The sequence below is a fragment of the Streptomyces sp. NPDC050619 genome, from assembly GCF_040654815.1.
Classification (GTDB): domain Bacteria; phylum Actinomycetota; class Actinomycetes; order Streptomycetales; family Streptomycetaceae; genus Streptomyces.
Genome location: NZ_JBFAIR010000039.1, coordinates 67805 through 91050, shown reverse-complemented (window position 1 = coordinate 91050; position 23246 = coordinate 67805). Strand labels below are relative to the sequence as shown.

At 71.9% G+C, this 23246-nt stretch carries 18 protein-coding genes; 13 read left to right on the top strand and 5 right to left on the bottom strand.

Going from position 1 to position 23246, the window contains the following annotated elements; genetic code table 11:
• The first annotated feature begins 24 nt into the window (after window positions 1-24).
• Together AB0I77_RS43065 and AB0I77_RS43060 are read left to right on the top strand one after the other, a co-directional pair.
• Window positions 25-2265 carry a tetratricopeptide repeat protein gene (locus AB0I77_RS43065; RefSeq protein ID WP_363288324.1) on the top strand — a complete coding sequence of 747 codons (2241 nt, stop codon included), beginning with the start codon at window positions 25-27 and terminating at the stop codon, window positions 2263-2265.
• A gap of 61 nt (window positions 2266-2326) precedes the next feature.
• On the top strand, window positions 2327-3904 hold the full coding sequence (locus tag AB0I77_RS43060; protein WP_363288323.1) for an NAD(P)/FAD-dependent oxidoreductase: 1578 nt from the start codon (window positions 2327-2329) through the stop codon (window positions 3902-3904).
• A gap of 3 nt (window positions 3905-3907) precedes the next feature.
• Here the strand turns inward: AB0I77_RS43060 and AB0I77_RS43055 are convergent, their stop codons facing one another.
• Window positions 3908-4702, bottom strand: coding sequence for a glucose 1-dehydrogenase (locus AB0I77_RS43055; protein ID WP_363288322.1), 795 nt, complete (start codon window positions 4700-4702; stop codon window positions 3908-3910).
• A gap of 87 nt (window positions 4703-4789) precedes the next feature.
• Between AB0I77_RS43055 and AB0I77_RS43050 the strand changes: the two genes are divergently transcribed.
• The gene (locus AB0I77_RS43050) at window positions 4790-5641 is read left to right on the top strand and encodes a helix-turn-helix transcriptional regulator (RefSeq protein ID WP_363288321.1); all 852 of its coding nucleotides are present in this window, start codon (window positions 4790-4792) and stop codon (window positions 5639-5641) included.
• 176 nt (window positions 5642-5817) lie between these two features.
• Here the strand turns inward: AB0I77_RS43050 and AB0I77_RS43045 are convergent, their stop codons facing one another.
• Window positions 5818-7590: a serine hydrolase gene (locus AB0I77_RS43045; RefSeq protein WP_363288320.1), complete on the bottom strand. Its 1773-nt coding sequence runs from the start codon at window positions 7588-7590 to the stop codon at window positions 5818-5820.
• 117 nt (window positions 7591-7707) lie between these two features.
• Here AB0I77_RS43045 and AB0I77_RS43040 point away from each other — a divergent pair, with 117 nt between their 5' ends.
• The 3 genes from AB0I77_RS43040 (at window position 7708) to AB0I77_RS43030 (ending at window position 12010) form a co-directional block, all read left to right on the top strand.
• Complete coding sequence (locus AB0I77_RS43040; RefSeq protein WP_363288319.1) at window positions 7708-8817, top strand: nitronate monooxygenase family protein; 1110 nt, start codon at window positions 7708-7710, stop codon at window positions 8815-8817.
• A complete protein-coding gene (locus tag AB0I77_RS43035; RefSeq protein WP_363288318.1) occupies window positions 8814-10367 on the top strand; it encodes an acyl-CoA synthetase in 1554 nt (517 codons plus the stop codon). Before AB0I77_RS43040 ends, AB0I77_RS43035 begins: the two co-directional genes overlap by 4 nt.
• A gap of 143 nt (window positions 10368-10510) precedes the next feature.
• On the top strand, window positions 10511-12010 hold the full coding sequence (locus AB0I77_RS43030) for an acyl-CoA synthetase (RefSeq protein WP_363288317.1): 1500 nt from the start codon (window positions 10511-10513) through the stop codon (window positions 12008-12010).
• Window positions 12011-12050: 40 nt separating this feature from the next.
• Here AB0I77_RS43030 and AB0I77_RS43025 read toward each other — a convergent pair whose 3' ends face one another.
• Window positions 12051-13664 carry an acyl-CoA synthetase gene (locus AB0I77_RS43025; RefSeq protein WP_363288316.1) on the bottom strand — a complete coding sequence of 538 codons (1614 nt, stop codon included), beginning with the start codon at window positions 13662-13664 and terminating at the stop codon, window positions 12051-12053.
• A 176-nt stretch (window positions 13665-13840) separates the two neighbouring features.
• Here AB0I77_RS43025 and AB0I77_RS43020 point away from each other — a divergent pair, with 176 nt between their 5' ends.
• The 7 genes from AB0I77_RS43020 to AB0I77_RS42990 all read left to right on the top strand — a co-directional run bounded on the left by AB0I77_RS43020 (window position 13841) and on the right by AB0I77_RS42990 (window position 19757).
• Window positions 13841-14641: a crotonase/enoyl-CoA hydratase family protein gene (locus AB0I77_RS43020; RefSeq protein ID WP_363288315.1), complete on the top strand. Its 801-nt coding sequence runs from the start codon at window positions 13841-13843 to the stop codon at window positions 14639-14641.
• A 27-nt stretch (window positions 14642-14668) separates the two neighbouring features.
• Window positions 14669-15616, top strand: coding sequence for an OB-fold domain-containing protein (locus tag AB0I77_RS43015; RefSeq protein ID WP_363288314.1), 948 nt, complete (start codon window positions 14669-14671; stop codon window positions 15614-15616).
• A complete protein-coding gene (locus tag AB0I77_RS43010; protein WP_363288313.1) occupies window positions 15613-16638 on the top strand; it encodes a thiolase domain-containing protein in 1026 nt (341 codons plus the stop codon). Before AB0I77_RS43015 ends, AB0I77_RS43010 begins: the two co-directional genes overlap by 4 nt.
• Complete coding sequence (locus AB0I77_RS43005; protein WP_363288312.1) at window positions 16635-17801, top strand: thiolase domain-containing protein; 1167 nt, start codon at window positions 16635-16637, stop codon at window positions 17799-17801. Before AB0I77_RS43010 ends, AB0I77_RS43005 begins: the two co-directional genes overlap by 4 nt.
• 83 nt (window positions 17802-17884) lie before the next feature.
• Complete coding sequence (locus AB0I77_RS43000; RefSeq protein WP_030676326.1) at window positions 17885-18127, top strand: DUF397 domain-containing protein; 243 nt, start codon at window positions 17885-17887, stop codon at window positions 18125-18127.
• Window positions 18128-18268: 141 nt separating this feature from the next.
• Window positions 18269-19171: a universal stress protein gene (locus tag AB0I77_RS42995; protein WP_363288311.1), complete on the top strand. Its 903-nt coding sequence runs from the start codon at window positions 18269-18271 to the stop codon at window positions 19169-19171.
• An 88-nt stretch (window positions 19172-19259) separates the two neighbouring features.
• Window positions 19260-19757, top strand: coding sequence for a hypothetical protein (locus AB0I77_RS42990; RefSeq protein ID WP_363288310.1), 498 nt, complete (start codon window positions 19260-19262; stop codon window positions 19755-19757).
• 5 nt (window positions 19758-19762) lie between these two features.
• Here AB0I77_RS42990 and AB0I77_RS42985 read toward each other — a convergent pair whose 3' ends face one another.
• Together AB0I77_RS42985 and AB0I77_RS42980 are read right to left on the bottom strand one after the other, a co-directional pair.
• Complete coding sequence (locus AB0I77_RS42985) at window positions 19763-21730, bottom strand: N-acetylmuramoyl-L-alanine amidase (RefSeq protein ID WP_363288309.1); 1968 nt, start codon at window positions 21728-21730, stop codon at window positions 19763-19765.
• A gap of 227 nt (window positions 21731-21957) precedes the next feature.
• A complete protein-coding gene (locus AB0I77_RS42980) occupies window positions 21958-23097 on the bottom strand; it encodes an aminoglycoside phosphotransferase family protein (protein ID WP_363288308.1) in 1140 nt (379 codons plus the stop codon).
• Window positions 23098-23246 lie beyond the last annotated feature (149 nt).

Sequence of the window (23246 nt, the reverse complement as noted above, 5' to 3'; positions counted from 1 at the left end):
TAGCGACGGGGGCGGGCGCAGGAGATGGGGGACAGCAGGATTGTCCAGGGCCGGTACCGGCTGCTCGATCTGATCGGGCGCGGCGGCATGGGCGAGGTGTGGCGGGCGCGGGACGAGTCGCTGGGCCGGCAGGTCGCCGTGAAGTGCCTCAAGCCGCTGGGCGGGCATCACGACCAGGCCTTCACCCGGGTCCTGCGGGAACGGTTTAGGCGCGAGGCCCGGGTCGCCGCCGCCCTCCAGCACCGCGGAGTGACCGTCGTCCACGACTTCGGCGAGTTCGACGGCGTCCTCTACCTGGTCATGGAACTGCTGGAGGGCCGCAACCTCAGCCAGCTGCTGGAGGACAACAAGCAGCACCCGCTGCCCGTACCCGATGTCGTCGAGATCGCCGACCAGGTCGCCGCCGCGCTCGCCTACACGCACCGGCAGGGCATCGTCCACCGCGACCTGAAGCCCGCGAACATCGTGCGGCTGACCGACGGCACGGTGAAGATCTGCGACTTCGGCATCGCCCGCCTCGGCCACGACATCGGCTTCACCTCCCGGCTGACCGGCACCGGCATCGCCATGGGCACCCCGCACTACATGTCGCCGGAACAGATCAGCGGCACCGAGGTCGACCAGCGCAGCGACCTGTACTCGCTGGGCTGCGTGCTGTACGAGATCGCCACCGGGGCACCGCCGTTCGACCTCGACGACGCCTGGGCCATCCTCGTCGGCCACCGGGACACGCCGCCCCGGCCGCCACGCAGCCACCGCTCCGACCTGCCCGAATACCTGGAGAAGGTCATCCTCGACCTGCTGGCCAAGCGGCCCGAGGAACGCCCCCACGACGCCCGTGAACTGGGGCGGCGGATCGGACTGGGCCGGGCCACACCGACGTACGTGCCGACCGTGGTGACCCAGCGGCCGCAGCTCCGCCCGCCCGAGCCCGCGCCCTTGCGCGAGGTGCGCCTGCCGTCCTGGACCCGGGGCATGACCACCGGCCACAAGGCCACCGGCGCCGGACTGCGCGTCACACCCCCGGACGCCGGAGCGGGCCTGACCGGCGAGTGGATCCCGCGGCCGGCGGCCGGGCGGCCCGAGGAACCCGTCCCCGAGCAACCGTCCGCCCCCTCCCCGGAGGCGGTCACCGCGCTGGCCGGGCGGCACAACGCCGGGCTCAGCCTGGGACGGCTGGGCCGCTGGGCGGAGGCCGGCGAGGTGCACCGCGCGGTCGCCGCCGAGCGTGAGCACCTGCTCGGCCCCGAGCACCCCGACACCCTCGCCAGCCGCTACGAGGTCGCCTTCACCCTCAGCCGCACCGGGCGCGCCGCCGACGCCCTGCGCGAGTACAAGCACGTCGCCCGCGCCAGGACCGCCGCCCTCGGTCCCGACCACCCCGACACGCTCGCCGCCCGCCAGGAAATGGCCTATGTCCTCGGCCAGTTGGGCCGTCACTTCGACGCCCATCAGGTCTACACCTCCGTGCTCGTCGCACGCGAGCGCATCATGGGCACCGACCACCCGGACACCCTGCGCTGCCGCCACAACCTCGCCTTCAGCCTGAGCCGGCTCGGCCGCCTGGAGGACTCGTACCGCATGGCCTGCGACGTGGCGGCCGCCCGCGCCCGGGTGCTCGGCCCTCAGCACCCCGACACCCTGGTCACCCGCTACGAGGTCGCCTACGCGCTCGGCCAGCTGGGCCGCTGGCCGGAGGCCCTGAAGACCTACCAGGAGGTCGCCGAGGCCCGTGCCCAGGCCCTCGGACCCGACCATGCCGACACCCTCGCCGCCCGCTACGAGGTCGGCATCAGCCTGGGCCGGCTCGGCCGCAGCGCGGAGGCGCTCCAGCTGTACCGCGACCTGATCGACGACCGCACCCGCGTTCACGGGCCCGCCGACCCCGAGAGCCTGCGCGCCCGCCACGGTCTCGGCGTCAACCTCGGCCGCCTCGGCCGCTGGGAAGAGGCCCTCGCGGAGTCCCGCGACGTGTGCGCGATCCGCGAGCGCGTTCTCGGCGCCGACCACCCGGACACCCTGGTCAGCCGCCGCGAGATCGCCGTCGGCCTAGGCTGGCTCGGCCGCTGGCCGGACGCGCTGACCGAGTACCGGCGCGTGGCCGCCGCCCGCGAGCGCGTCCTGGGCCCCGACCACCCCGACACCCTCGCCAGCCGCAACGACGAGGCCCACTGCCTGGAACAGCTCGGACGGGGCGCGGAAGCGGTGGAGCTGTACCGGAGAGTGGCCGTCCTGCGGCAGCAGCGCGCGACGGGCGGGTGGTGACAGAGGGACCCGAGGCGGTCCATCTCTGGCCGACGTAGATCATCCCGTGTTACCAAGAACCATGCCTGCACACGAGGGACACCCGGGACACCGGACGTACGACGCCGTCATCGTCGGCGGCGGCCACAACGGCCTCGTCGCCGCCGCCTACCTGGCCCGGGCCGGCCGGTCCGTACTGGTCCTGGAGCGGCTGGACCACACCGGCGGCGCCGCCGTCTCCACCCGCCCGTTCGCCGGCGTGGACGCACGCCTGTCCCGCTACTCCTACCTGGTCAGCCTGCTGCCGAAGAAGATCGTGCGCGATCTCGGCCTGGACTTCCGGATCCGCACCCGCACCGTCTCGTCGTACACCCCCGTCGAGCGGGCAGGCAGGCCGACCGGACTGCTGGTCGGCGGCGGCGAGCGACGCACCCGGGAGGCGTTCGCGCGGCTCACCGGAGGCGAGGGCGAGTACCAGGCCTGGCAGCGCTTCTACGGCATGACCGCCCACGTGGCCCAGCGGGTGTTCCCGACGCTCACCGAGCCGCTGCCCGCGCGTGACGAACTGCGCCGCCGGATCGACGACGAGGACGCCTGGCGGACCCTCTTCGAGGAGCCGATCGGGGCGGCGATCGAGGACCGCTTCGCCGACGACCTGGTCCGGGGCGTGGTGCTCACCGACGCCCTCATCGGGACGTTCGCCGACGCCCACGACCCCTCGCTGCGGCAGAACCGCTGCTTCCTGTACCACGTGATCGGCGGCGGAACGGGTGCCTGGGACGTGCCCGTCGGCGGGATGGGCGCCCTGACCGACGCCCTCGCCGCCGCGGCCCGCGAGGCGGGCGCCGTCCTCGCCACCGGACACGAGGCCGTGCGGATCGACACGGACGGACGCGGCGCCGAGATCACGTACCGGACCGCCGAGGGCGAGGGCACCGCCGCCGCCCGGCACGTCCTGGTCAACGCCTCCCCACGGGAACTGGCGGCCCTCACCGGCGACCAGCCGCCCGCCCCCGCCGAGGGCGCCCAGCTCAAGGTGAACATGCTGCTCAAGCGGCTTCCCATGCTCCGTGACGACTCAGTGGACCCGTACGAGGCGTTCGCCGGCACCTTCCACATCGCCGAGGGCTACGAACAGCTGGCCGTCGCCCACGCCCAGGCCGCGGCCGGCGCTCTGCCCACCGCCCCGCCCTCCGAGATCTACTGCCACTCGCTCACCGACCCGACGATCCTCGGCCCGGACCTCGTCGAGCAGGGCTACCAGACCCTCACCCTGTTCGGCCTGCACACCCCCGCCCGGCTCTTCGACCGGGACAACGACGCCGTACGCGAAGAGCTCCTGAAGTCGACGCTGGCCCAGCTGGACGCCCACCTCGCCGAGCCCCTCGCCGACTGCCTGGCCACCGACGCCGACGGGCGGCCCTGCATCGAGGCGAAGACCCCGCTGGACCTGGAGCGGGACCTGCGGCTGCCCGGCGGCAACATCTTCCACCGCGAGCTCTCCTGGCCCTACGCACAGGAGGACACCGGCCGCTGGGGTGTGGAGACCCGGCACCCGAACGTGCTGCTGTGCGGGGCGGGCGCGGTGCGCGGGGGAGGGGTGAGCGGGGTGCCGGGGCACAACGCGGCGATGGCGGTGCTGGAGGCACTCGGCGGTTGAAGCTCAGGCCCGCATGCCTCCGTCGACCCGCAGAACCGTCCCGGTGACGTAGGAGGCGCGGTCGCTCAGGAGCCACAACGCGGCCTCGGCGACCTCCTCCGGGGCGGCGGACCGCCCCAGCGGAGTCTGCGCGTTGAGCTGCTCGACGATGCCGGGGGAGTTCGACTCCCACTCGTCGATCATCTCGGTCAGCGTGGTGCCGGGCGCGATGCCGTTGACGCGGATGCCTTCGGGGCCGTACGTGACCGCCGCCGACGCGGTCAGGCTGTTCAGCGCCCGCTTCGCCGCGCCGTACGCGGGCAGCGCGGGGTTGGCCCGCAGACTGCCGACGCTCGATGTGTTGACGATCGCCCCGGTCCCGGCGGTGGCGCGGATCGCGGCGATCTCGGCGTTCATGGCCAGCCAGGGGCCCTTGAGGTTGACCGCGTAGACGTGGTCGAACTTGCTCTCCGGCAGCTGGTCCATCGGGCCGGGCCGCTGGATCGTGGCCGCGTTGTTGAAGGCGACGTCGAGTCGGCCGTACAACTCGACGGCCGCGTCGACGGCGGCGCGGACGCTCGCCGGGTCGGCCATGTCGCACCGCACGTACTCCGCGGTGCCGCCGGCCGCACGGACCTCCTCGGTCACCGCCTTGAGCTGGGTCTCGGTCCGGGCCGCGAGGAGCACGCGGGCGCCCTCCCGGGCGAACAGCCGCGCCGCCGCGGCGCCGATGCCGCGCCCCGCACCGGTGATGAAGGCGACCTTGTCGGTCAGCAGGCCCGAGGTCGTGGTGGTGGATGTGATCGGTGTGTCGGTCATGCCGAGGAGCCTGCGCCCGGCCGCGTGGCGTATCCAGGCATCGGCGGTACCTGGCTGGGCGTCCGGCGGACGCCGCACACTGGGAACGTGGATCGACAAGAACTCGCCGACTTCCTGCGCAGCCGACGCGAGCGCATCACCCCCGCCGACGTGGGGCTGCCCGCCGGGCAGCGCCGCCGCACCCCGGGCCTGCGCCGCGAGGAGGTGGCACACCTGGCGTTCATGTCCACCGAGTACTACACGCGCCTCGAACAGGCCCGCGCCCCGCACCCCTCCCGCGAGGTGCTGGCCCAACTCGCCCGCGCCCTGCGCCTGTCGGACGCCGAACGCGACCACCTCCACCACCTCGCGGGTACGCCCCCGGGGCCGCCGCCCGGGCCCTCGCGCGAGGTACGGCAGAGCATCGCCGATCTGCTGCACCGGCTGCCGCAGGCCGCGGCGATCGTGGTGTCGGCGACGTACGAGGTCATCGCCTGGAACGAACTGGCGGCCGCCCTCATGGAGGACTTCTCCGCCCTGCCGCGCCATGAGCGCAACCTGGCACGGCGGGCCTTCCTGGAGCCGTACCCCAGCGGCCGACGGCTGTACAGCGTGTCGGACGCCGACGAATTCGCCCGGACGGTGGCCCAGCACCTGCGCGCCGCCGCGGGCCGCTACCCCGACGACCCGGAAGTGACCGGACTGGTCGACGAACTCCTGGCCGGGAGCGAGGAGTTCGCCCGGCTGTGGGCCGCCCACGACGTGGCCTCGCGCCCCACGCTCTGCAAGACCTTCGACCACCCAGTCGTCGGCCCGATCAGCGTCAACTGCGACGTCCTGGACATCGCCGACCGGGACCAACGGGTCGTCATCTACACCGCCGCCCCGGGCTCTCCGTCCGAGGAGGCGCTCCGGCTGCTGTCGGTGGTCGGCACCCAGCGCCTGGACGTTCCCGGCTGAGCGGTCAAGTCCGTGGCCGTCAGTCCGTCAGCCCGTGCCCGTCAGTCCGTGTCCGTCAGCCCGTGGCGGTCGTCAGCCCGTGCCCGTCAGTCCGTGTCCGTCAGTCCGTGGCAGTCGTCAGTCCGTGCCTGTCAGTCCGTGGCGGTCGTCAGTCCGCGGACGTCAGCCCGAGACCGTCAGTCCGTGGACGCAGTCCAACCCCTCGCCTCGATCCGCGCCGCGTCCGCCGGGCGCGCCTCGTCGAAGAGGACGGCGTCCGCCGCCTCGACGCGCAGCCCGTCGACGTAGGCACCCCGGCCGACGTACAGCCGATCGGTCGCGTACCGCCAGCGCAGCGCGACCTGCCGGGCCGCCGGGAGGTCCGCCGCGAGACTGTGCCAGACGCGCCCCGACCAGCCGGTGACGGTGCCCGCCGGATGCTCCTGTGGACGGTCGCGGCGACGGGCGGTCGTGAACGGGACGGCCCGCCAGGTCGTGCCGCCGTCCGTCGTGACCTCCAAGGCGAGGACATCGGCCTGCGGTTCGGTGTCCCACCACAGCGCGCAGCGCAGCCGGGCGCCGCCCGAGGACGTGTCGAGCGCGGGCAGCGCGAGCGTGGCGGTCGTGGAACTGGCCATGCCCGAGAACCATGCGGTACGTCCGTGCGCGGGACGGACCGTCACGGCGCGCGCCATGTCGTTGCCGGCGGCGACCCGGGGCGCCGAACCCGACCGCCAACTACGCACCGGATGCACCGAGTTGCCGAGCACGACCAGGAAGGAGTCGGTCGTCGGGTCGAGCACCAGCGAGGTACCGGTGAAGCCGGTGTGCCCCGCCGTGCGCGGTGTGGCCATCGCGCCCATGTACCAGTGCTGGTAGAGCTCGAAGCCGAGGCCGTGCTCGTCGCCGGGGAAGGCGGTGTTGAAGTCGGTGAAGAGCAGCTCCACCGACTCCGGCCGCAGAATGCGGGTTTGGCCGTAGGCGCCGCCGTTGAGCAGCGTCCGGCCGAGGACCGCCAGGTCCCAGGCGGTGGAGAACACCCCCGCGTGCCCCGCGACCCCGCCGAGGCTGAACGCGTTCTCGTCGTGCACCTCGCCCCACACCAGTCCGCGCTCCAGACCCGACCAGGGTGCCCGCGCGTCCTCCGTCGCGGCGATCTTCGGTTTCCAGGATGCGGGCGGGTTGTAGCGGGTGCGGCCCAGGCCCAGCGGGCCGGTGACCTCGTCGTGCAGAAGCGTGTCCAGGGCGCGGCCCGTGATCTTCTCCAGCACCAACTGGAGCGAGATCAGGTTCAGGTCCGAGTAGAGGTACGTCGAGCCCGGCGGGTTGAGCGGCGCCTCCTTCCAGATGAGCTGGAGCTTCTCCTCGTACGTGGGGACGCTGTACAGCGGGATCCAGGCGCGGAACCCCGAGGTGTGGGTGAGGAGCTGACGGATCGTGATGTCCTGCTTGCCCGCGCCGCCGAAGTCCGGTAGATACGCGGCGACCTTCCCCTCCAGATCGAGCGCGCCCCGCTCGATCTGCTGCACGGCCAGGAGCGAGGTGAACAGCTTCGACACCGAGGCGAGATCGAAGACGGTGTCCTCGGCCATGGGGATCTGCTGGTCGGCAGGGAACTCGACGCCGGTGTCGGTCTTCTCGTCGTACGACGCATAGCGCACCGCCATGCCGATCGGCTGATGCAGGGCCACCGTGCCGCCGCGCCCGGCGAGCAGCACGGCGCCCGCGTACCAGGGGTGCTTGGGGGAGGGGCCGAGGAACGTCTCGGCGTCGGTGACGAGTTGACGCAGCGGGGCGGGGAGCAGGCCGGCGCGCTCGGCGGAGCCGTGGCGCAGGACGCGCTGAGCGCTCGACGCAGTGGCGGCCGCCGGTCCCGCCGGGAAGGGGGCGATGGCGAGGGCGCCGCCCAAGGCGAGGACTCCGCGGCCCAGTTGACGACGGGTGCATCCGTTCGTGCTGTCCTCGGCCATCGAGATCCTCCCGTATGAATCTTGAAAGTATCATTCCCAGTCTTCATGAGCGCAGAAATCTGACGGAGCATCAGAAAACCTCTTCCGTCGTCCGGAGGACTGCGGCATCCTGCGCCCATGCAGACGGAGCTGAGCAAGAAACTCGGAGTCGAGCACGCCGTCTTCGGCTTCACGCCGTTCCCCGCCGTCGCCGCGGCCATCAGCCGGGCCGGCGGCTTCGGGGTGCTCGGCGCGGTCCGCTATACGGCCCCCGACGACCTCAAACGCGACCTCGACTGGATCGAGGCGCACGTCGACGGCAGGCCGTACGGCCTGGATGTCGTCATGCCCGCGAAGAAGGTCGAGGGCGTGACCGAGGCCGACGTCGAGGCGATGATCCCCGAAGGGCACCGGCAGTTCGTCAAGGACACCCTCGCCAAGTACGGCGTGCCCGACCTCGCCGAGGGCGAGGCGTCCGGCTGGCGCATCACCGGGTGGATGGAACAGGTCGCCCGCACCCAGCTCGACGTCGCCTTCGACTATCCGATCAAGCTGCTCGCCAACGCCCTCGGCTCACCACCCGCCGACGTGGTGTCCCGCGCCCACGAGCAGGGCGTGCTCGTCGCCGCGCTCGCGGGCAGCGCCCGGCACGCGCGCAAACACGCCGAGGCGGGCATCGACATCGTCGTCGCCCAGGGATACGAGGCCGGCGGCCACACCGGCGAGATCGCCTCCATGGTGCTCACGCCCGAGGTCGTCGACGCCGTGGCCCCGCTGCCCGTACTGGCGGCCGGTGGCATCGGCAGCGGTCAGCAGGTGGCTGCCGCGCTAGCCCTCGGGGCCCAGGGTGTGTGGACGGGCTCCATATGGCTGACCACCACAGAGGCCGACCTCCACTCGGCCGCCCTGACCCGCAAACTGCTCGCCGCCGGCTCCGGCGACACCGTCCGCTCCCGCGCCCTGACCGGAAAACCGGCCCGCCAGTTGCGCACCGAGTGGACCGAGGCCTGGGACGACCCCGACGGTCCCGGCACCCTCCCGATGCCCTTGCAGGGCCTGCTCGTCGCCGAGGCGGTCTCCCGCATCCAGAAGCACGAGGTCGAGCCGCTGCTGGGCACGCCGGTGGGCCAGATCGTCGGCCGGATGACCAGCGAACGCAGCGTGCAGGCCGTCTTCGACGACCTCACCCGGGGTTTCGAGCGGGCCGTCGACCACATCAACCGCATCGCCGGAAGGAGCGGCCAGTGACGAGCACACCTCCCGCGGGCTTCTGGGCCCAGGCCACCGCCGACCCCGACCGTACGGCCCTCATCGCGCCGGACGGCGAGGTGTGGAGCGCGGGCCGCCTGCACGCCGCGGCCAACCGGCTCGTGCACGGCCTGCGCGCGGCCGGGCTGGAACGCGGCGACGCCTTCGCGGTGGTCCTGCCGAACGGACCCGAGTTCTTCACCGCGCATCTCGCCGCCACCCAGGCCGGGTTCTACCTGGTCCCCGTCAACCACCACTTCGTCGGCCCCGAGATCGCCTGGATCGTCGCCGACTCCGGAGCCAAGGTGCTCCTCGCCCACGAGCGCTTCGCCGACCCCGCCCGCCAGGCCGCCGACGAGGCCGGCCTCCCGGCCGGTCAGCGGTACGCCGTCGGCACCATCGACGGCTTCCGGCCGTACGCCGAACTCCTCGACGGGCAACCCGAGTCGGCGCCCGCGGACCGCACGCTCGGCTGGGTGATGAACTACACCTCGGGCACCACCGGCCGCCCGCGCGGCATCCGGCGCCCGCTGTCCGGCAAGCTCCCCGAAGAGGCCTATCTGGGCGGCTTCCTCGGGATCTTCGGGATCCGGCCGTTCGACGACAACGTGCACCTCGTCTGCTCGCCGCTCTACCACACCGCCGTACTCCAGTTCGCGGGCGCGTCCCTGCACATCGGCCACCGTCTGGTGCTGATGGACAAGTGGACGCCTCAGGAGATGCTCCGCCTCATCGACACCCACAAGTGCACGCACACCCATATGGTCCCGACCCAGTTCCACCGGCTTCTGGCCCTCCCGGACGACATCAAGGCGCGCTACGACGTCTCGTCCATGCGGCACGCCATCCACGGCGCCGCCCCCTGCCCCGACCACGTCAAACGGGCCATGATCGACTGGTGGGGGAACTGCGTGGAGGAGTACTACGCGGCCAGCGAGGGCGGCGGGGCCTTCGCGACCGCCGAGGACTGGCTGAAGAAGCCCGGCACGGTCGGCAAGGCCTGGCCCATCAGCGAACTCGCGATCTTCGACGACGACGGCAACCGGCTCCAGCCCGGCGAACTCGGCACCGTCTACCTGAAGATGAACACCGGCGGCTTCTCCTACCACAAGGACGAGGCCAAGACGCGGAAGAACCGCATCGACGACTTCTTCACCGTCGGCGACCTCGGACTGCTCGACGAGGACGGCTACCTCTTCCTCCGCGACCGCAAGATCGACCTGATCATCTCGGGCGGGGTCAACATCTACCCGGCCGAGATCGAGTCCGTCCTGCTCGCCCACCCCGCCGTCGCCGACGCCGCCGCCTTCGGCATCCCGCACGACGACTGGGGCGAGGAGGTCAAGGCCGTCGTCGAACCGGCCCCCGGCCACGAGCCCGGTCCCGCCCTCGCCGCCGCGCTCCTCGACCACTGCGCCGAGCGACTCGCCGGCTACAAACGGCCCAAGACCGTCGACTTCATCGCCGAGATGCCACGCGACCCCAACGGCAAGCTGTACAAGCGGCGGCTGCGCGAGCCGTACTGGGAGGGGCGCACCCGGCCGGTGTGACGCGGGCCGACTGACGAGAACCGGCCATGTGTCTCAGTGGCGAACGGTGTGGTCCCGCCACATGGGTGAGGTGACCACCCCGTCGTCACCAGCGCTCCCCTCAGCCTTGACCTCCTCCGGCGTCGGCCCGAGGATCATGTGTCATGACGCCCGGACACGGCAGCACGGTGGACGGGGTGCTGCGCCGCAGCGCCCGACGCACTCCGGCGCGCGTCGCGGTGGAATACGCCGACCGCGCCTGGACGTACGAAGAACTCGACGAGGCCGTCTCCCGCGCGGCGAGCCTGCTGCGCGGGCAAGGCCTCGACCCCGGCGACCGGGTCGGCGCCTACGGCCACAACTCGGACGCGTATCTGATCGGCTTCCTGGCCTGCGCCCGCGCGGGCCTGGTGCACGTACCGGTCAACCAGAACCTGACCGGCGACGACCTCGCGTACATCGTGGGCCAGTCCGGCAGCGCCCTGGTCCTCACCGACCCGGACCTGGCCGGTCAACTCCCCGACGGCGTCCGTACGTTGCCCCTGCGCGACGCCGACGGCTCACTGCTGGCACGGCTGGCGGCCACACCCGCGTACGACGGTCCCGAGCCGCGCGGCGAGGACCTGGTGCAGCTGCTGTACACCTCCGGGACGACGGCTCAGCCCAAGGGCGCGATGATGACGCACCGCGCCCTGGTGCACGAGTACCTGAGCGCGATCACCGCCCTCGACCTCAGCGCGGGCGATCGGCCGGTGCACTCGCTGCCGCTGTACCACTCGGCCCAGATGCACGTGTTCCTGCTGCCGTACCTCGCTGTGGGGGCGACCAACGTCATCCTCGACGCGCCGGACGGCGACCGGCTCTTCGACCTGATCGAGACCGGCCGCGCGGACAGCCTGTTCGCCCCGCCCACGGTATGGATCGGCCTGTCCAACCGCCCCGACTTCGCCACCCGCGACCTCGGCGGACTGCGCAAGGCCTACTACGGCGCGTCGATCATGCCGGTGCCCGTCCTGGAGCGGCTGCGCGAACGGCTCCCGAAACTGGCCTTCTACAACTGCTTCGGCCAGAGCGAGATCGGCCCCCTGGCCACGGTCCTCGCCCCCGACGAGCACAAGGGCCGGATGGACTCCTGCGGCCGGCCCGTGCTCTTCGTCGACGCCCGCGTGGTCGGCGAGGACGGCAAGGACGTTCCCGACGGCACACCGGGCGAAATCGTCTACCGCTCCCCGCAGTTGTGCGAGGGCTACTGGGACAAGCCCGACGAGACGGCCGAGGCCTTCCGCGACGGCTGGTTCCACTCCGGCGACCTCGCGGTGCGCGACGCCCACGGCTACTTCACGATCGTCGACCGCGTGAAGGACGTCATCAACTCCGGTGGAGTACTGGTCGCTTCACGCCAGGTCGAGGACGCGCTGTACACGCACGACGCCGTCGCCGAGGTCGCCGTGATCGGCCTGCCCGACGAGCGGTGGATCGAGGCCGTCACGGCGGTGGTCGTCCGGCGCGGCGAGGCCACCGAAGCGGAACTGATCGCCCACGCCCGCGAGAATCTCACCCACTTCAAGGCGCCCAAGCGCGTGCTGTTCGTGGACGAGCTGCCGCGCAACGCGAGCGGGAAGATCCTCAAACGGGAGCTCAGGGACCGGTTCACCGACGCCTAGCGGGGCCTGTGACGCATTGCGGGGCCTGTGCGACGACGGATCACCGGTCCGCCGCCATCGCCACCTCCCGCGCCCACCGGTAGTCCGCCTTGCCGCTGGGCGAGCGCCGGAGGGTCTCCGCGATCACCAGCTGGCGCGGGATCTTGTATCCGGCCAGACGCGAACGGCAGTGCGCCTGGATGTCCTCCAGGGACGGCCGGGCCGCGCCCCCGCGCAACTCCACGACGGCCGCCACATGGTGGCCCCACTTGGCGTCCGGCACACCGGCCACCAGCGCGTCGTACACGTCCGGATGCGACTTGAGCGCCTGCTCGACCTCCTCCGGATACACCTTCTCGCCGCCCGTGTTGATGCACTGCGAGCCGCGGCCGAGGACGGTGACCACGCCCTCCTCGTCGACGGTGGCCATGTCCCCGAGCAGCGCCCACCGTTCGCCGCTCTTCTCGAAGAAGGTCTCGGCGGTTTTGCGCGGGTCGTTGTAGTAGCCGAGCGGCACATGGCCGCACTGGGCGACGCGGCCCACCTCCCCGACGGCGACCGGCTCGTACGTCGCCGGATCGACCACCTGCGTACGGGAGTTGACGCGGATGCGGAAGCCACGCTCGGGGCCGGAGTCCTCCGTCGCCGTGCCGTTGAAACCGGACTCCGAGGAGCCGAAGTTGTTGAGCAGCATCACATGCGGCACGAGCGCCTGGAACTGCCTGCGCACCGTGTCCGACATGATCGCCCCCGACGACGACACGCTGAACATCGACGACATGTCGGTGCCCTTCAACGGGCCTTCGAGGGCGTCGATCAGCGGACGCAGCATCGCGTCGCCCACCAGCGACATGCTGGTGACCTTCTCCTTCTCGATCGTCCGCAGCACCTCCTCGGGCACGAACTTGCGGTGCAGCACGACCCGTTGGCCGAAGTTGAACCCGATGAACGCCGTGAGGGTCGAGGTGCCGTGCATCAACGGGGGAGCGGGGAAGAAGGTGATCCCCGCCCCGCCGGCCGCGACCCGTTCGGCCAGCTCCTCCGGCTTCTTGACCGGCTCACCGGTCGGCGCGCCACCGCCGAGCCCCGAGAAGAACAGGTCTTCTTGACGCCACATCACACCCTTGGGCATCCCGGTGGTGCCCCCGGTGTAGATGATGAACTGGTCATCGCCCGAGCGCCCCGGGAACCCGCCCTCCGGGGACGCCGCCGCCTCGGCATCGCCGAAGGCCACGGCGGGGAGATGGTCCGCCTCCGGCGCCCCGACCCGCACCAGGTGCCGTAACGCGTCCGTGTGCGGCAGCGCCGCCGCCACCCGGTCCGTGAACTCCGCGTCGAAGACCAGGGCCACCAGATCGGCGTCCCGGTAGAGATAGACCAACTCCTCTTCCACATAGCGGTAGTTGACGTTGACCGGGACGATCCGCGCCTTCAGGCAGCCCAGCACCGTCTGCAAGTACTCGACGCCGTTGTACAGATGAAGGCCGAGGTGCTCGCCAGGGCGTATCCCGCTGTCCAGGAGGTGGTGGCCGATGCGATTGGCGGCCGCGTCCAGTTCGGCGTACGTCAGACGGCGCTCCGCGCCCGTGCCGGGGTGGTCGATGTACACGAGCGCCTCGCGGTCGGGGACCACGTCGACAACCGATTCGAACAGGTCGGCAAGGTTGTACTCCACCGCTCCTCCTGACCTCGGACGGCATGGCTCTGCGACGGTTCGCGGTCATCAGAGCAAAGGGCGCCGCAACTGTGAAGGGTCCGCGTCGAAGAAATCTGACTGAGTGTCAGAAAACTCTTGAAGTGCCTCGTCGCCTCCTGCAACCTGTTCTCGTTCTTTCAGAGGGGAGATGGGCGATGGGTGGGACCGAACACCTCACCGTGCGGCGCGAGGGCGCCACACTGGTGCTCACGCTCAACCGGCCGGAGGCCAAGAACGCGCTCTCGCTGTCCATGCTGGTCGGCCTGTACGACGGCTGGGTCGAGGCCGACGAGGACGACGCCGTGCGCTCGATCGTGCTGACCGGCGCGGGAGGTGCCTTCTGCGCCGGGATGGATCTCAAGGCCCTGGCCGGACAGGGCATGGAGGGAGAGCACCACCGCGACCGGCTCAAGGCCGACCCGGACCTGCACTGGAAGGCGATGCTGCGCCACCACCGCCCCCGCAAACCCGTGATCGCCGCCGTCGAGGGGTACTGCGTCGCGGGCGGCACGGAGATCCTCCAGGGCACCGACCTCCGGGTCGCGGGCGAGTCGGCGACCTTCGGCCTGTTCGAGGTCAGGCGCGGTCTCTTCCCGATCGGCGGCTCCACGGTCCGCCTCCAGCGCCAGATCCCGCGCACCCACGCCCTGGAGATGCTGCTCACCGGCCGCCCCTACAGCGCCCGCGAGGCCGCGGACATCGGCCTGATCGGCCACGTCGTCCCCGACGGCACGGCACTGGCCAAGGCCCTGGAGATCGCCGAACAGATCAACGCCTGCGGACCACTGGCCGTCGAGGCCGTCAAGGCCTCCGTGTACGAGAGCGCGGAGCTGACCGAGGCCGACGGACTCGCCGCCGAACTCGAGCGGGGCTGGCCGATCTTCGACACCGCCGACGCCAAGGAGGGCGCCCGCGCCTTCGCGGAGAAACGACCGCCCGAGTACAAGCGCGCCTGACCCCGCCCTCAGAAGGAGACAACCAGGATGCCCGAAGTCCTCGAAGCGCCGCTAGTCGTCGAGTTCCCCTTCACCCGCTCCCTCGGCCCCGTCCAGAGCGCCTTCCTCACCGGCCTGCGCGACCGCGTCGTCCTCGGCGTGCGCACCGGCGACGGCCGCGTCCTGGTCCCACCCGTCGAGTACGACCCCGTCACCGCCGAGGAGATAGGCGACGGCGGCCTTGTCGAGGTAGCCCCCACCGGCACCGTCACCACCTGGGCCTGGAACCACGCCCCGCGCCGCGGCCAGCCCCTGTCCACCCCGTTCGCCTGGGCCCTGGTCCGCCTCGACGGCGCGGACACCGCCCTCCTGCACGCCCTCGACGCCCCCGGCCCCGACGCCGTGCACACCGGAATGCGCGTGCGTGTCCGCTGGGCCGAGGAACGCTCCGGCGCCATCACGGACATCGCCTGCTTCGAGCCGTACGAGGGTGAGCCGGCCGAACCAACGGGCCACAGCGGCGAGTTCGCCGACCCGGTCACCGGCATCGTCGCCCCGGCCCGCCTCGACTACACCTACTCGCCCGGCCGCGCCCAGTCCGCCTACCTGCACGCGCTCGCCGGCCGGCGGATGGTCGGCGAGCGGTGCCCGTCCTGCCGCAAGGTGTACGTCCCGCCGAGGGGTGCGTGCCCCACCTGTGGCGTGGCCACGGCGGAACAGGTCGAGGTGGGTCCGCGCGGCACGGTCACCACCTTCTGCATCGTCAACATCAAGGCGAAGAACCTCGACATCGAGGTCCCGTACGTCTACGCGCACATCGCTCTCGACGGAGCCGACCTCGCCCTGCACGGCCGGATCGCGGGCATCCCCTACGACCAGGTGCGCATGGGCCTGCGCGTCGAGGCGGTATGGACGGAAGGCGCCCGCCACCCCGACCACTACCGGCCGAGCGGCGAGCCGGACGCGGACTACGAGACGTACAAGGAGCTTCTGTGACCCGGGAGATCGCCGTAGTCGCCTTCGCGCAGACCGACCACGGCCGCGCCGGCCACGAGCTCTCCGAGGTGGAGATGCTCATGCCGGTCCTGCACGAGGTGCTGGACCGGACCGGCATGAAGACCGCCGACATCGACTTCACCTGCTCCGGCTCCAGCGACTACCTCGCCGGCCGCGCCTTCTCCTTCACCCTCGCCCTCGACGGGGTGGGCGCCTGGCCGCCGATCTCCGAGTCGCACGTCGAGATGGACGGCGCCTGGGCCCTGTACGAGGCGTGGACCAAGCTCCTGACGGGCGAGGCCGACACCGCGCTCGTGTACTCCTACGGCAAGTCCTCGGCCGGCTCCGTGCGCGACGTACTGACCCGGCAGCTCGACCCGTACTACGTGGCCCCCCTGTGGCCCGACTCCGTCGCCCTCGCCGCCCTCCAGGCACAGGCGCTCATCGACGCCGGCGACACCGACGAGCCCGCGCTCGCCGCCGTAGCGGCCCGTAGTGGCAACTCCCAGGCACGCGCGGCGGCACCGGGCGACTACGTCGTACGGCCCCTGCGCACCGGCGACTGCCCACCCGTCGGCGACGGCGCCGCCGCCGTGATCCTCGCCGCCGGGGACCGCGCCCGCGAACTGTGCGAGCGGCCCGCCTGGATCCGGGGCATCGACCACCGCATCGAGGCGCACGGCCTCGGCGTCCGCGACCTGACCGACTCGCCCTCCACCCGCCTGGCCGCCGAGAAGGCGGGCGCCTTCGAACGGCCCGTCGACACCGCCGAGTTGCACGCGCCCTTCAGCTCACAGGAGGTCGTCCTGCGCAAGGCGCTCCGGCTGGACGACGACGTGCGCGTCAATCCCTCCGGCGGAGCGCTCGCCGCCAACCCGGTCATGGCCGCCGGGCTCAGCCGCGTCGGCGAGGCCGCCGCCCGCATCCACCGCGGCGAGTCCGACCGGGCGCTCGCCCACGCCACGTCCGGCCCCTGTCTGCAACAGAACCTGGTCGCCGTACTCGAAGGGGATCCACGATGAGCAAGGAGCCCGTGGCCGTCGTAGGGATCGGCCAGACCAAGCATGTCGCGGCGCGCCGGGACGTGTCGATCGCCGGGCTCGTCCGGGAAGCCGCCCGCCGCGCCCTCGACGACGCCGAGCTGACCTGGGCGGACGTCGACGCCGTCGTCATCGGCAAGGCGCCCGACTTCTTCGAGGGCGTCATGATGCCGGAGCTGTACCTGGCCGACGCGCTGGGCGCGGTGGGCAAGCCCATGCTGCGCGTGCACACCGCCGGCTCCGTCGGTGGGTCGACCGCGCTGGTCGCCGCCAACCTGGTCGCGGCCCGCGTGCACGGCACGGTGCTGACGCTGGCCTTCGAGAAGCAGTCCGAGTCCAACGCCATGTGGGGGCTGTCCCTGCCGATCCCCTTCCAGCAGCCCCTGCTCGCCGGAGCGGGCGGCTTCTTCGCCCCGCACGTACGCGCGTACATGCGGCGCAGCGGCGCGCCCGACACGGTCGGCTCGCTGGTCGCGTACAAGGACCGGCGCAACGCGCTGAAGAACCCCTACGCGCACCTGCACGAGCACGACATCACCCTGGAGAAGGTCCAGGCCTCGCCCATGCTGTGGGATCCGATCCGCTACTCGGAGACCTGCCCCTCCTCGGACGGCGCCTGCGCGATGATCCTCACCGACCGCGCGGGAGCCGCCCGCGCCCCGCGCCGGCCCGCCTGGGTTCTCGGCGGCGCCATGCGCAGCGAGCCCACCCTCTTCGCCGGCAAGGACGCCGTGTCGCCGCGGGCCGGCCAGGACTGCGCGGCCGACGTGTACCGGCAGGCCGGGATAACCGACCCGCGCCGGGAGATCGACGCCGTCGAGATGTACGTACCGTTCTCCTGGTACGAGCCCATGTGGCTGGAGAACCTCGGCTTCGCCGACGAGGGCGAGGGCTGGAAACTCACCGAGTCCGGGGTGACCGAGCTGGACGGAGACCTGCCCGTCGACATGTCGGGCGGTGTCCTGTCGACCAACCCCATCGGCGCCTCCGGCATGATCCGCTTCGCCGAGGCGGCGCTCCAGGTGCGCGGACAGGCCGGAGAACACCAGGTGGAAGGCGCACGGCGGGTCCTCGGGCACGCCTACGGAGGCGGATCCCAGTTCTTCTCGATCTGGCTCGTGGGATCGCTGCCACCCGACTCCTGAAAGGTCCCCCTCACGTGGCCTGTCGGCGCCAGGGACCGAAAGCTAGGCTGGCCGCGGACGACGCAATCGGGAGGAGCACGGACGTGGCCGAGACCACCATCCAGCAGCAGCCGCTCATGGGCTGGGACAAGCCCGAGCTGGACCTCAGCAACGCCGAATGGCACTCCAGCAGCCGGGGCCTGGGGGATGTCCAGATCGCCTTTGTCGAGGGATTCATCGCGATGCGCAACAGCGGCCGGCCCGAGAGCCCTTCCCTGATCTTCACACCGGCGGAGTGGGGCGCGTTCGTGTCAGGCGCGAGGGAAGGGGAGTTCGACCTCACGTGACCCGCGTGAGCTGACGGGCCGATCCGGCGGTGTTCCGACCGTTTTTCCGGACACGCGACCTTACGCGCTCTCCTGGGACCGACGCCTGAGCCAGGCTGACGCCCAGGAAGCGGAAGGTTGTACTCCGGAGGTGAGGAACGCATGAGCACACTGCCGGTGATCGCGGCGGTCGACGGTTCGGACGACAGCCTGCGCGCCCTGGACTGGGCCCTCGACGCCGCCCGTCGGCGCGAGGCGCCGCTGCGGGTGGTCCATGTGCGGCAGTACGCCTCCTGGGCGCAGCCCGACGTCCTGGTCGCCGGGGCCGCCGACGCGGGCGACGATCCGGTGCTCGACCAGGCGCGCACGCACCTGGCCGCGCACACCGACCGGCCGCTCACCGAGTACCTCGCCCTGGACGGCGCGCCGGGCGCCCTGCTGCCCGAACTGGGCGCCACCGCCCAGCTGTTGGTCCTCGGCTCCCGAGGCCGCGGCGGCTTCGCCAGCCTGCTGCTCGGCTCCAACGGCATGACCGCGGCCCGCGACGCGGAGTGCCCCGTCGTCGTGGTGCCCCGCCCCGGTCGCGAGGTGCACGGCGAGGCACCGGCCGAACCCGGCCCGCGCGTCGTCGTCGGCCTCCATGTGGACAGCCCCGACGAGGCCACCCTCGCCTTCGCCTTCACCGAGGCCGCGCTGCGCGGCGTGCGGCTTCAGGTCGTGGCCGCCTATCCGTGGCCGGTCCAGACCTGGGCGGCCCCCGGCGAACTCGTACCGCCGATGATCGATCAGGACGTCGTCGAGAACGAGACACGGACCCTCGCCGAGGGCTTCCTCGCCCCGCACCGCACCCGGCACCCCGAGGTCCGGGCCGAGCCGTACGTGGTCCCGGGCGACGCGGCCGGTCACCTCGTCGCGGCGTCGAGGGACGCCGACCTGGTCGTCGTGGGCCGTCACCGACGGCGCCTGCTGGCACCCGCCCGCCTGCTGGGATCCGTCACCCACGCCGTCCTGCTGCACGCGGCGAGCCCGGTCGCGGTGGTACCGCCGGCGCCGCCGGAGGAGTGAGACACCCCTGGATCCGCGCGCGAAAACCCCCAGGAGTGAAGAACCGCCCGCACGTCACACGACGGTCCCGGGCACGTACCATGGCGACATGTCGTTCCTCCGCCGCCGTAGCGCCACTCCCGCCGGGCCCGACTTCGACGTACTGGCCATGGACCCGACCGACTGGCCCGGCAATCTGGGCGCGGGCCTGCTGCCCGCCCCCGACGGCACCTGCCAGGGCGTGTACCTGCGGTACGACCTGTTCGGCGGCCGGGGCCCCGCGATGATCATCGGCAATCTGCCGCAGGGCTCCCCGGCCCGCGAGGTCGCCGAGGGCGAGGTCCCCTTCGAGGTGGCCCAGCTGCTGCTGGCCCTGGAGAACGACGAGGAGGTCACCGTCGTCGGCGCCGAGGACATGCCGGTGATGCAGGGCGACAACCTCCTGATCGTGCGCCGCCTGAAGCTCTCCGAGAGCCGGATCGCCTGCGTGCAGTTCGACCGCAGCGACAACGTCCTGGTGACCATCGCCGCATGGGACCGCCCCATCACCGACGATCTGTACGCCCTGCTGAAACCGCTCCCCGCGGAGCTTTTCCAGCAGGGCTGACCGGGCTACGAGGCCGACGACACCACCCGCACGTCCGCGGCCCGCACGAACGCCACCCGGTGGCCGAACTGGATCTCGTAGTACAGATCCTTGCCGACCACGACCTTGTGCGAGTCGGCGGTGAAGGTGGCCGCGTAGTAGTACTCGCCCGGCACCTTGTCTCCGACCACGTACTTCTGGCCCGCGAGCAGCTTGTACGGCAGCGGCGACACCGCCTGGGCGGGCACCCCCGCCGGATAGGCCGACGCCTCCGGGTACGCGCGCCCGTACACCGGCACGCTCGCCAGGTCCTTCTTGGGCGTCACCACGAAACCGGTCGCGTTCACCGCCGTCGGGCTCTTCGCCGGGTTCTTGAACCAGGCCTTCTGACCGAGATACCAGATCGCCGTCCAGTCGCCGTGACGGTCGGCGACCGCGTACTGCTGGCCGGTGGAGACCCGCGAGGACACATCGTTCACGCCCGTGCTCGGCGTCGTGCCCAGGCCCACGTCCTTGATCAGGGCGGACTTCGTGTCGTGGTCGGAGTACAGCCGCACCTCGCTGGAGCCGTGCGCCGCGCAGGGCTCGCCCTGGGTGACGCAGCCCGTGTACCCCGGCCGATTGGCGGCGTAGTCCGGGCGGATCGTCACCAGGCCGCCGTCCTTGCCGGCGGTGGGCTCGAAGGGGCGGCCCAGCAGGGCGAAGTAGTGGCTCCAGTCCCAGTACGGGCCCGGGTCGGTGTGCATACCGCCGACCGTCGCGGTGGTCGGCCCCGGCACGTTGTCGTGGCCCAGGATGTGCTGGCGGTCCAGCGGGATGTCGTACTTCTCGGCCAGGTACGTCACCAGCCGCGCCGACGACCGGTACATCGCCTCCGTGTACCAGGCGTCCGGGTTCGCGAGAAAGCCCTCGTGCTCCAGGCCGATCGACTTCGCGTTGACGTACCAGTTGCCCGCGTGCCAGGCGACGTCCTTCGCCTTCACGTGCTGGGCGATGTGGCCGTCCGTGGAGCGCAGCGAGTAGTTCCACGACACGTAGGCCGGGTCCCGCACCAGGTTGAGGACCTCGTCCCAGGCGCCCTCCGTGTCATGGATGACGATGTAGTCGATGCTCTGGGACGCCGGACGGTCGCCCAGATCGTGGTTGCCGTAGTCGCCCTCGCCGAACTCCTCGTAGGGGGCGGGGATCCACTCGCAGGACACGGTCTTCGGGCACTCCGCGCCGTCCGCGTCGAGCGTGCGCAACCCGGTCCGCGCGAGCGGTGCGGTGTCGGGGGCGAGGTCCGGCCGGGCGGCCAGGGCCACGTGCTGGCCGGCGTCGGTGGTGCGCTCCTCGCCGGTGCGCAGTACGTCGTAGACGTCGTCGGCGTACGCGGTCGCCGTCGCGCTGTCGTCCGCGCCGGAGAAACGGGCCACCGCCCCGTACCAGTCCGCCGGATCCTTGCTCGGCGGTTCGCCCAGGTCCTGCTGGGCGGCGGCCAGGAGGGCGGCGCCGCCGGCCACGTTCGCCGCGGGATCGGTCCGCAGTTCCTCGGCGCTGAGCCCGGTCAGCTCGGCCGCCTTCGGCAACGTCCTGAGGCGGGCGGGGAGTTGGGAGGCCCGCGGCACCTTCGCCGCCGGGTGTAGCGGCGGGCGGGCGCTGTCTCCGCGCGCGTCCTCCGTGCCCTCGCTGTGGTGGGGCCGTGCGTCGGCGAGCGCGGTGCGGGCGTCGGTGAGGTGCATCGGGCCGTAGCCGCCGGTCACACTCGGCGCTCCGGCGTGCGCGTCCCAGCGGGACTGGAGGTAGGAGACGGCCAGGAGGACGCTCCGCGGTACGTGGTACTCGGCGGCCGCGGAGGCGAACGCCAGCTGGAGACGGTCGGCGGGCGTCTGCGCGCCGGACGGGGCCGCGCCGAGCAGCGGCAGCAGCAGGGCGGCCGAGGCCACCGCTTCTGCCGATCTTCGGATACGTCTGTGACCGGCGGCTGTGTCGGTGGCGGTGGCGGATCCTCGCAATGCAGCCTCCTGGGACGGATCGAGCGCGATGAGCCGTACGGGGCCGGGCGTGTGTCAGTGGTACCGGCTTGCCGACGGTCCGTCAATGATGCCCAGGGGCAGAGGATTTCCCTCGTCAATCGGGGTTCACGGGAGTTTCGTGGCGGAGGTGCCCGGGTCGAAGAGGGGGTCATACAAAGATCCGCGGTGCGCCGTTTCCCCGAGCGCACCGCGGATCCTCGTCCCCGTCAGCGAGTGCCGACCGCCGCGCGCACGGCCCGGCGCGCCAGCTGGCAGTCGTCGTGCAGCCGCCTGAGCAGCAGCCGCTGTTCCTCGCCGGACGGCGCAGCACCCGGGTGGGCCACTCCCGGTGCCGCCGGGGTCACGTCGTGCATCGAACGCTGCACGGCCGTTTCGTAGGTACGGATCTCACGGGTCAGCACGAGCATCAGGTTCACCAGGAAGGCGTCCCGCGAGACAGGTCCCGCTGACTGGGCGATCTGGCTGATCTGCCGCCGGGCCACGGGCGCGTCGCCCAGGACGGACCACAGGGTCGCCAGGTCGTAGCCCGGCAGGTACCAGCCCGCGTGCTCCCAGTCCACCAGCACTGGACCGGCCGGTGACAGGAGGATGTTCGACAACAGCGCGTCGCCGTGGCAGAACTGGCCCATGCCCTGGCGGCCCGCGGTCGCCGCGATGCCGTGCACCAGCTTCTGGAGGTCGCCCATGTCCCGGTCGGTGAGCAGCCCCAGCTCGTGATACCGGGAAATGCGGGCGGCGTAGTCCAGCGGGGCCTCGAAGGTGCCCACCGGCGGCCGCCAGGAGTTCAGCCGGCAGATCGCGCCGAGTGCCGCCCTGATGTCCGCGCGCGGCGGGGCCTCGGCCGGGTGCCGGTGCAGTGCCGCCACCCGGCCCGGCATCCGCTCGATCACGAGAGTGCAGTTGTCCGGGTCCGCCGCGATCAGTCTCGGCACGCGCACCGGAGGCCGGTGCCGGACGAACGAGCGGTATGCGGCTATCTCGTGGCGGATCCGCTCGGCCCACGCCGGTGAGTGGTCCAGTAAACACTTGGCGACGGCGGTGCTGCGTCCTGTCGTGCCGACCAGGAGTACGGAGCGTCCGTTGCGGCGCAACACCTGCACCGGGGTGAACTCCGGGCAGATCCGGTGCACCGACGCGATCGCCGTGCGCAGCTGGGCGCCCTGAGGGCCGGACAAGTCGAGTCTCCCGCTGAGCGGTTGAGGGCCGAGGCCCGGGGCGCGCCGCGTCCTGCCCGCACCCAGCACGGGGGCAGCCGGACGCGCGGGGTCGAGGTAGGGGCCGCCACCCGCCGGGCGGGGAAGCAGCGACCGGGGAGGAGCGGACACGGAGGACGATGCTGTGTACATGGGCGAGACAGATCCCTTCGTGTGCCTGCTGTGCCTTGCGTAAGCGCGCTCCCCGGCCCGGTCTCCCGGGTACACCCTGGGGAATGCACCCGTTGTTCCTGGAAGGTGTTCCAGGAAGGCGACCGGGTCGGGGTGGCGCGTTCCTACCT

Bases quoted from the DNA above. Each gene is read 5' to 3' on its own strand.
- AB0I77_RS43065 (WP_363288324.1), top strand. From the start codon at position 25: ATGGGGGACAGCAGGATTGTCCAGGGCCGGTACCGGCTGCTCGATCTG.
- AB0I77_RS43060 (WP_363288323.1), top strand. From the start codon at position 2,327: ATGCCTGCACACGAGGGACACCCGGGACACCGGACGTACGACGCCGTC.
- AB0I77_RS43055 (WP_363288322.1), bottom strand. From the start codon at position 4,702: ATGACCGACACACCGATCACATCCACCACCACGACCTCGGGCCTGCTG.
- AB0I77_RS43045 (WP_363288320.1), bottom strand. From the start codon at position 7,590: ATGGCCGAGGACAGCACGAACGGATGCACCCGTCGTCAACTGGGCCGC.
- AB0I77_RS43040 (WP_363288319.1), top strand. From the start codon at position 7,708: ATGCAGACGGAGCTGAGCAAGAAACTCGGAGTCGAGCACGCCGTCTTC.
- AB0I77_RS43030 (WP_363288317.1), top strand. From the start codon at position 10,511: ATGACGCCCGGACACGGCAGCACGGTGGACGGGGTGCTGCGCCGCAGC.
- AB0I77_RS43020 (WP_363288315.1), top strand. From the start codon at position 13,841: ATGGGTGGGACCGAACACCTCACCGTGCGGCGCGAGGGCGCCACACTG.
- AB0I77_RS43015 (WP_363288314.1), top strand. From the start codon at position 14,669: ATGCCCGAAGTCCTCGAAGCGCCGCTAGTCGTCGAGTTCCCCTTCACC.
- AB0I77_RS43005 (WP_363288312.1), top strand. From the start codon at position 16,635: ATGAGCAAGGAGCCCGTGGCCGTCGTAGGGATCGGCCAGACCAAGCAT.
- AB0I77_RS42995 (WP_363288311.1), top strand. From the start codon at position 18,269: ATGAGCACACTGCCGGTGATCGCGGCGGTCGACGGTTCGGACGACAGC.
- AB0I77_RS42990 (WP_363288310.1), top strand. From the start codon at position 19,260: ATGTCGTTCCTCCGCCGCCGTAGCGCCACTCCCGCCGGGCCCGACTTC.
- AB0I77_RS42980 (WP_363288308.1), bottom strand. From the start codon at position 23,097: ATGTACACAGCATCGTCCTCCGTGTCCGCTCCTCCCCGGTCGCTGCTT.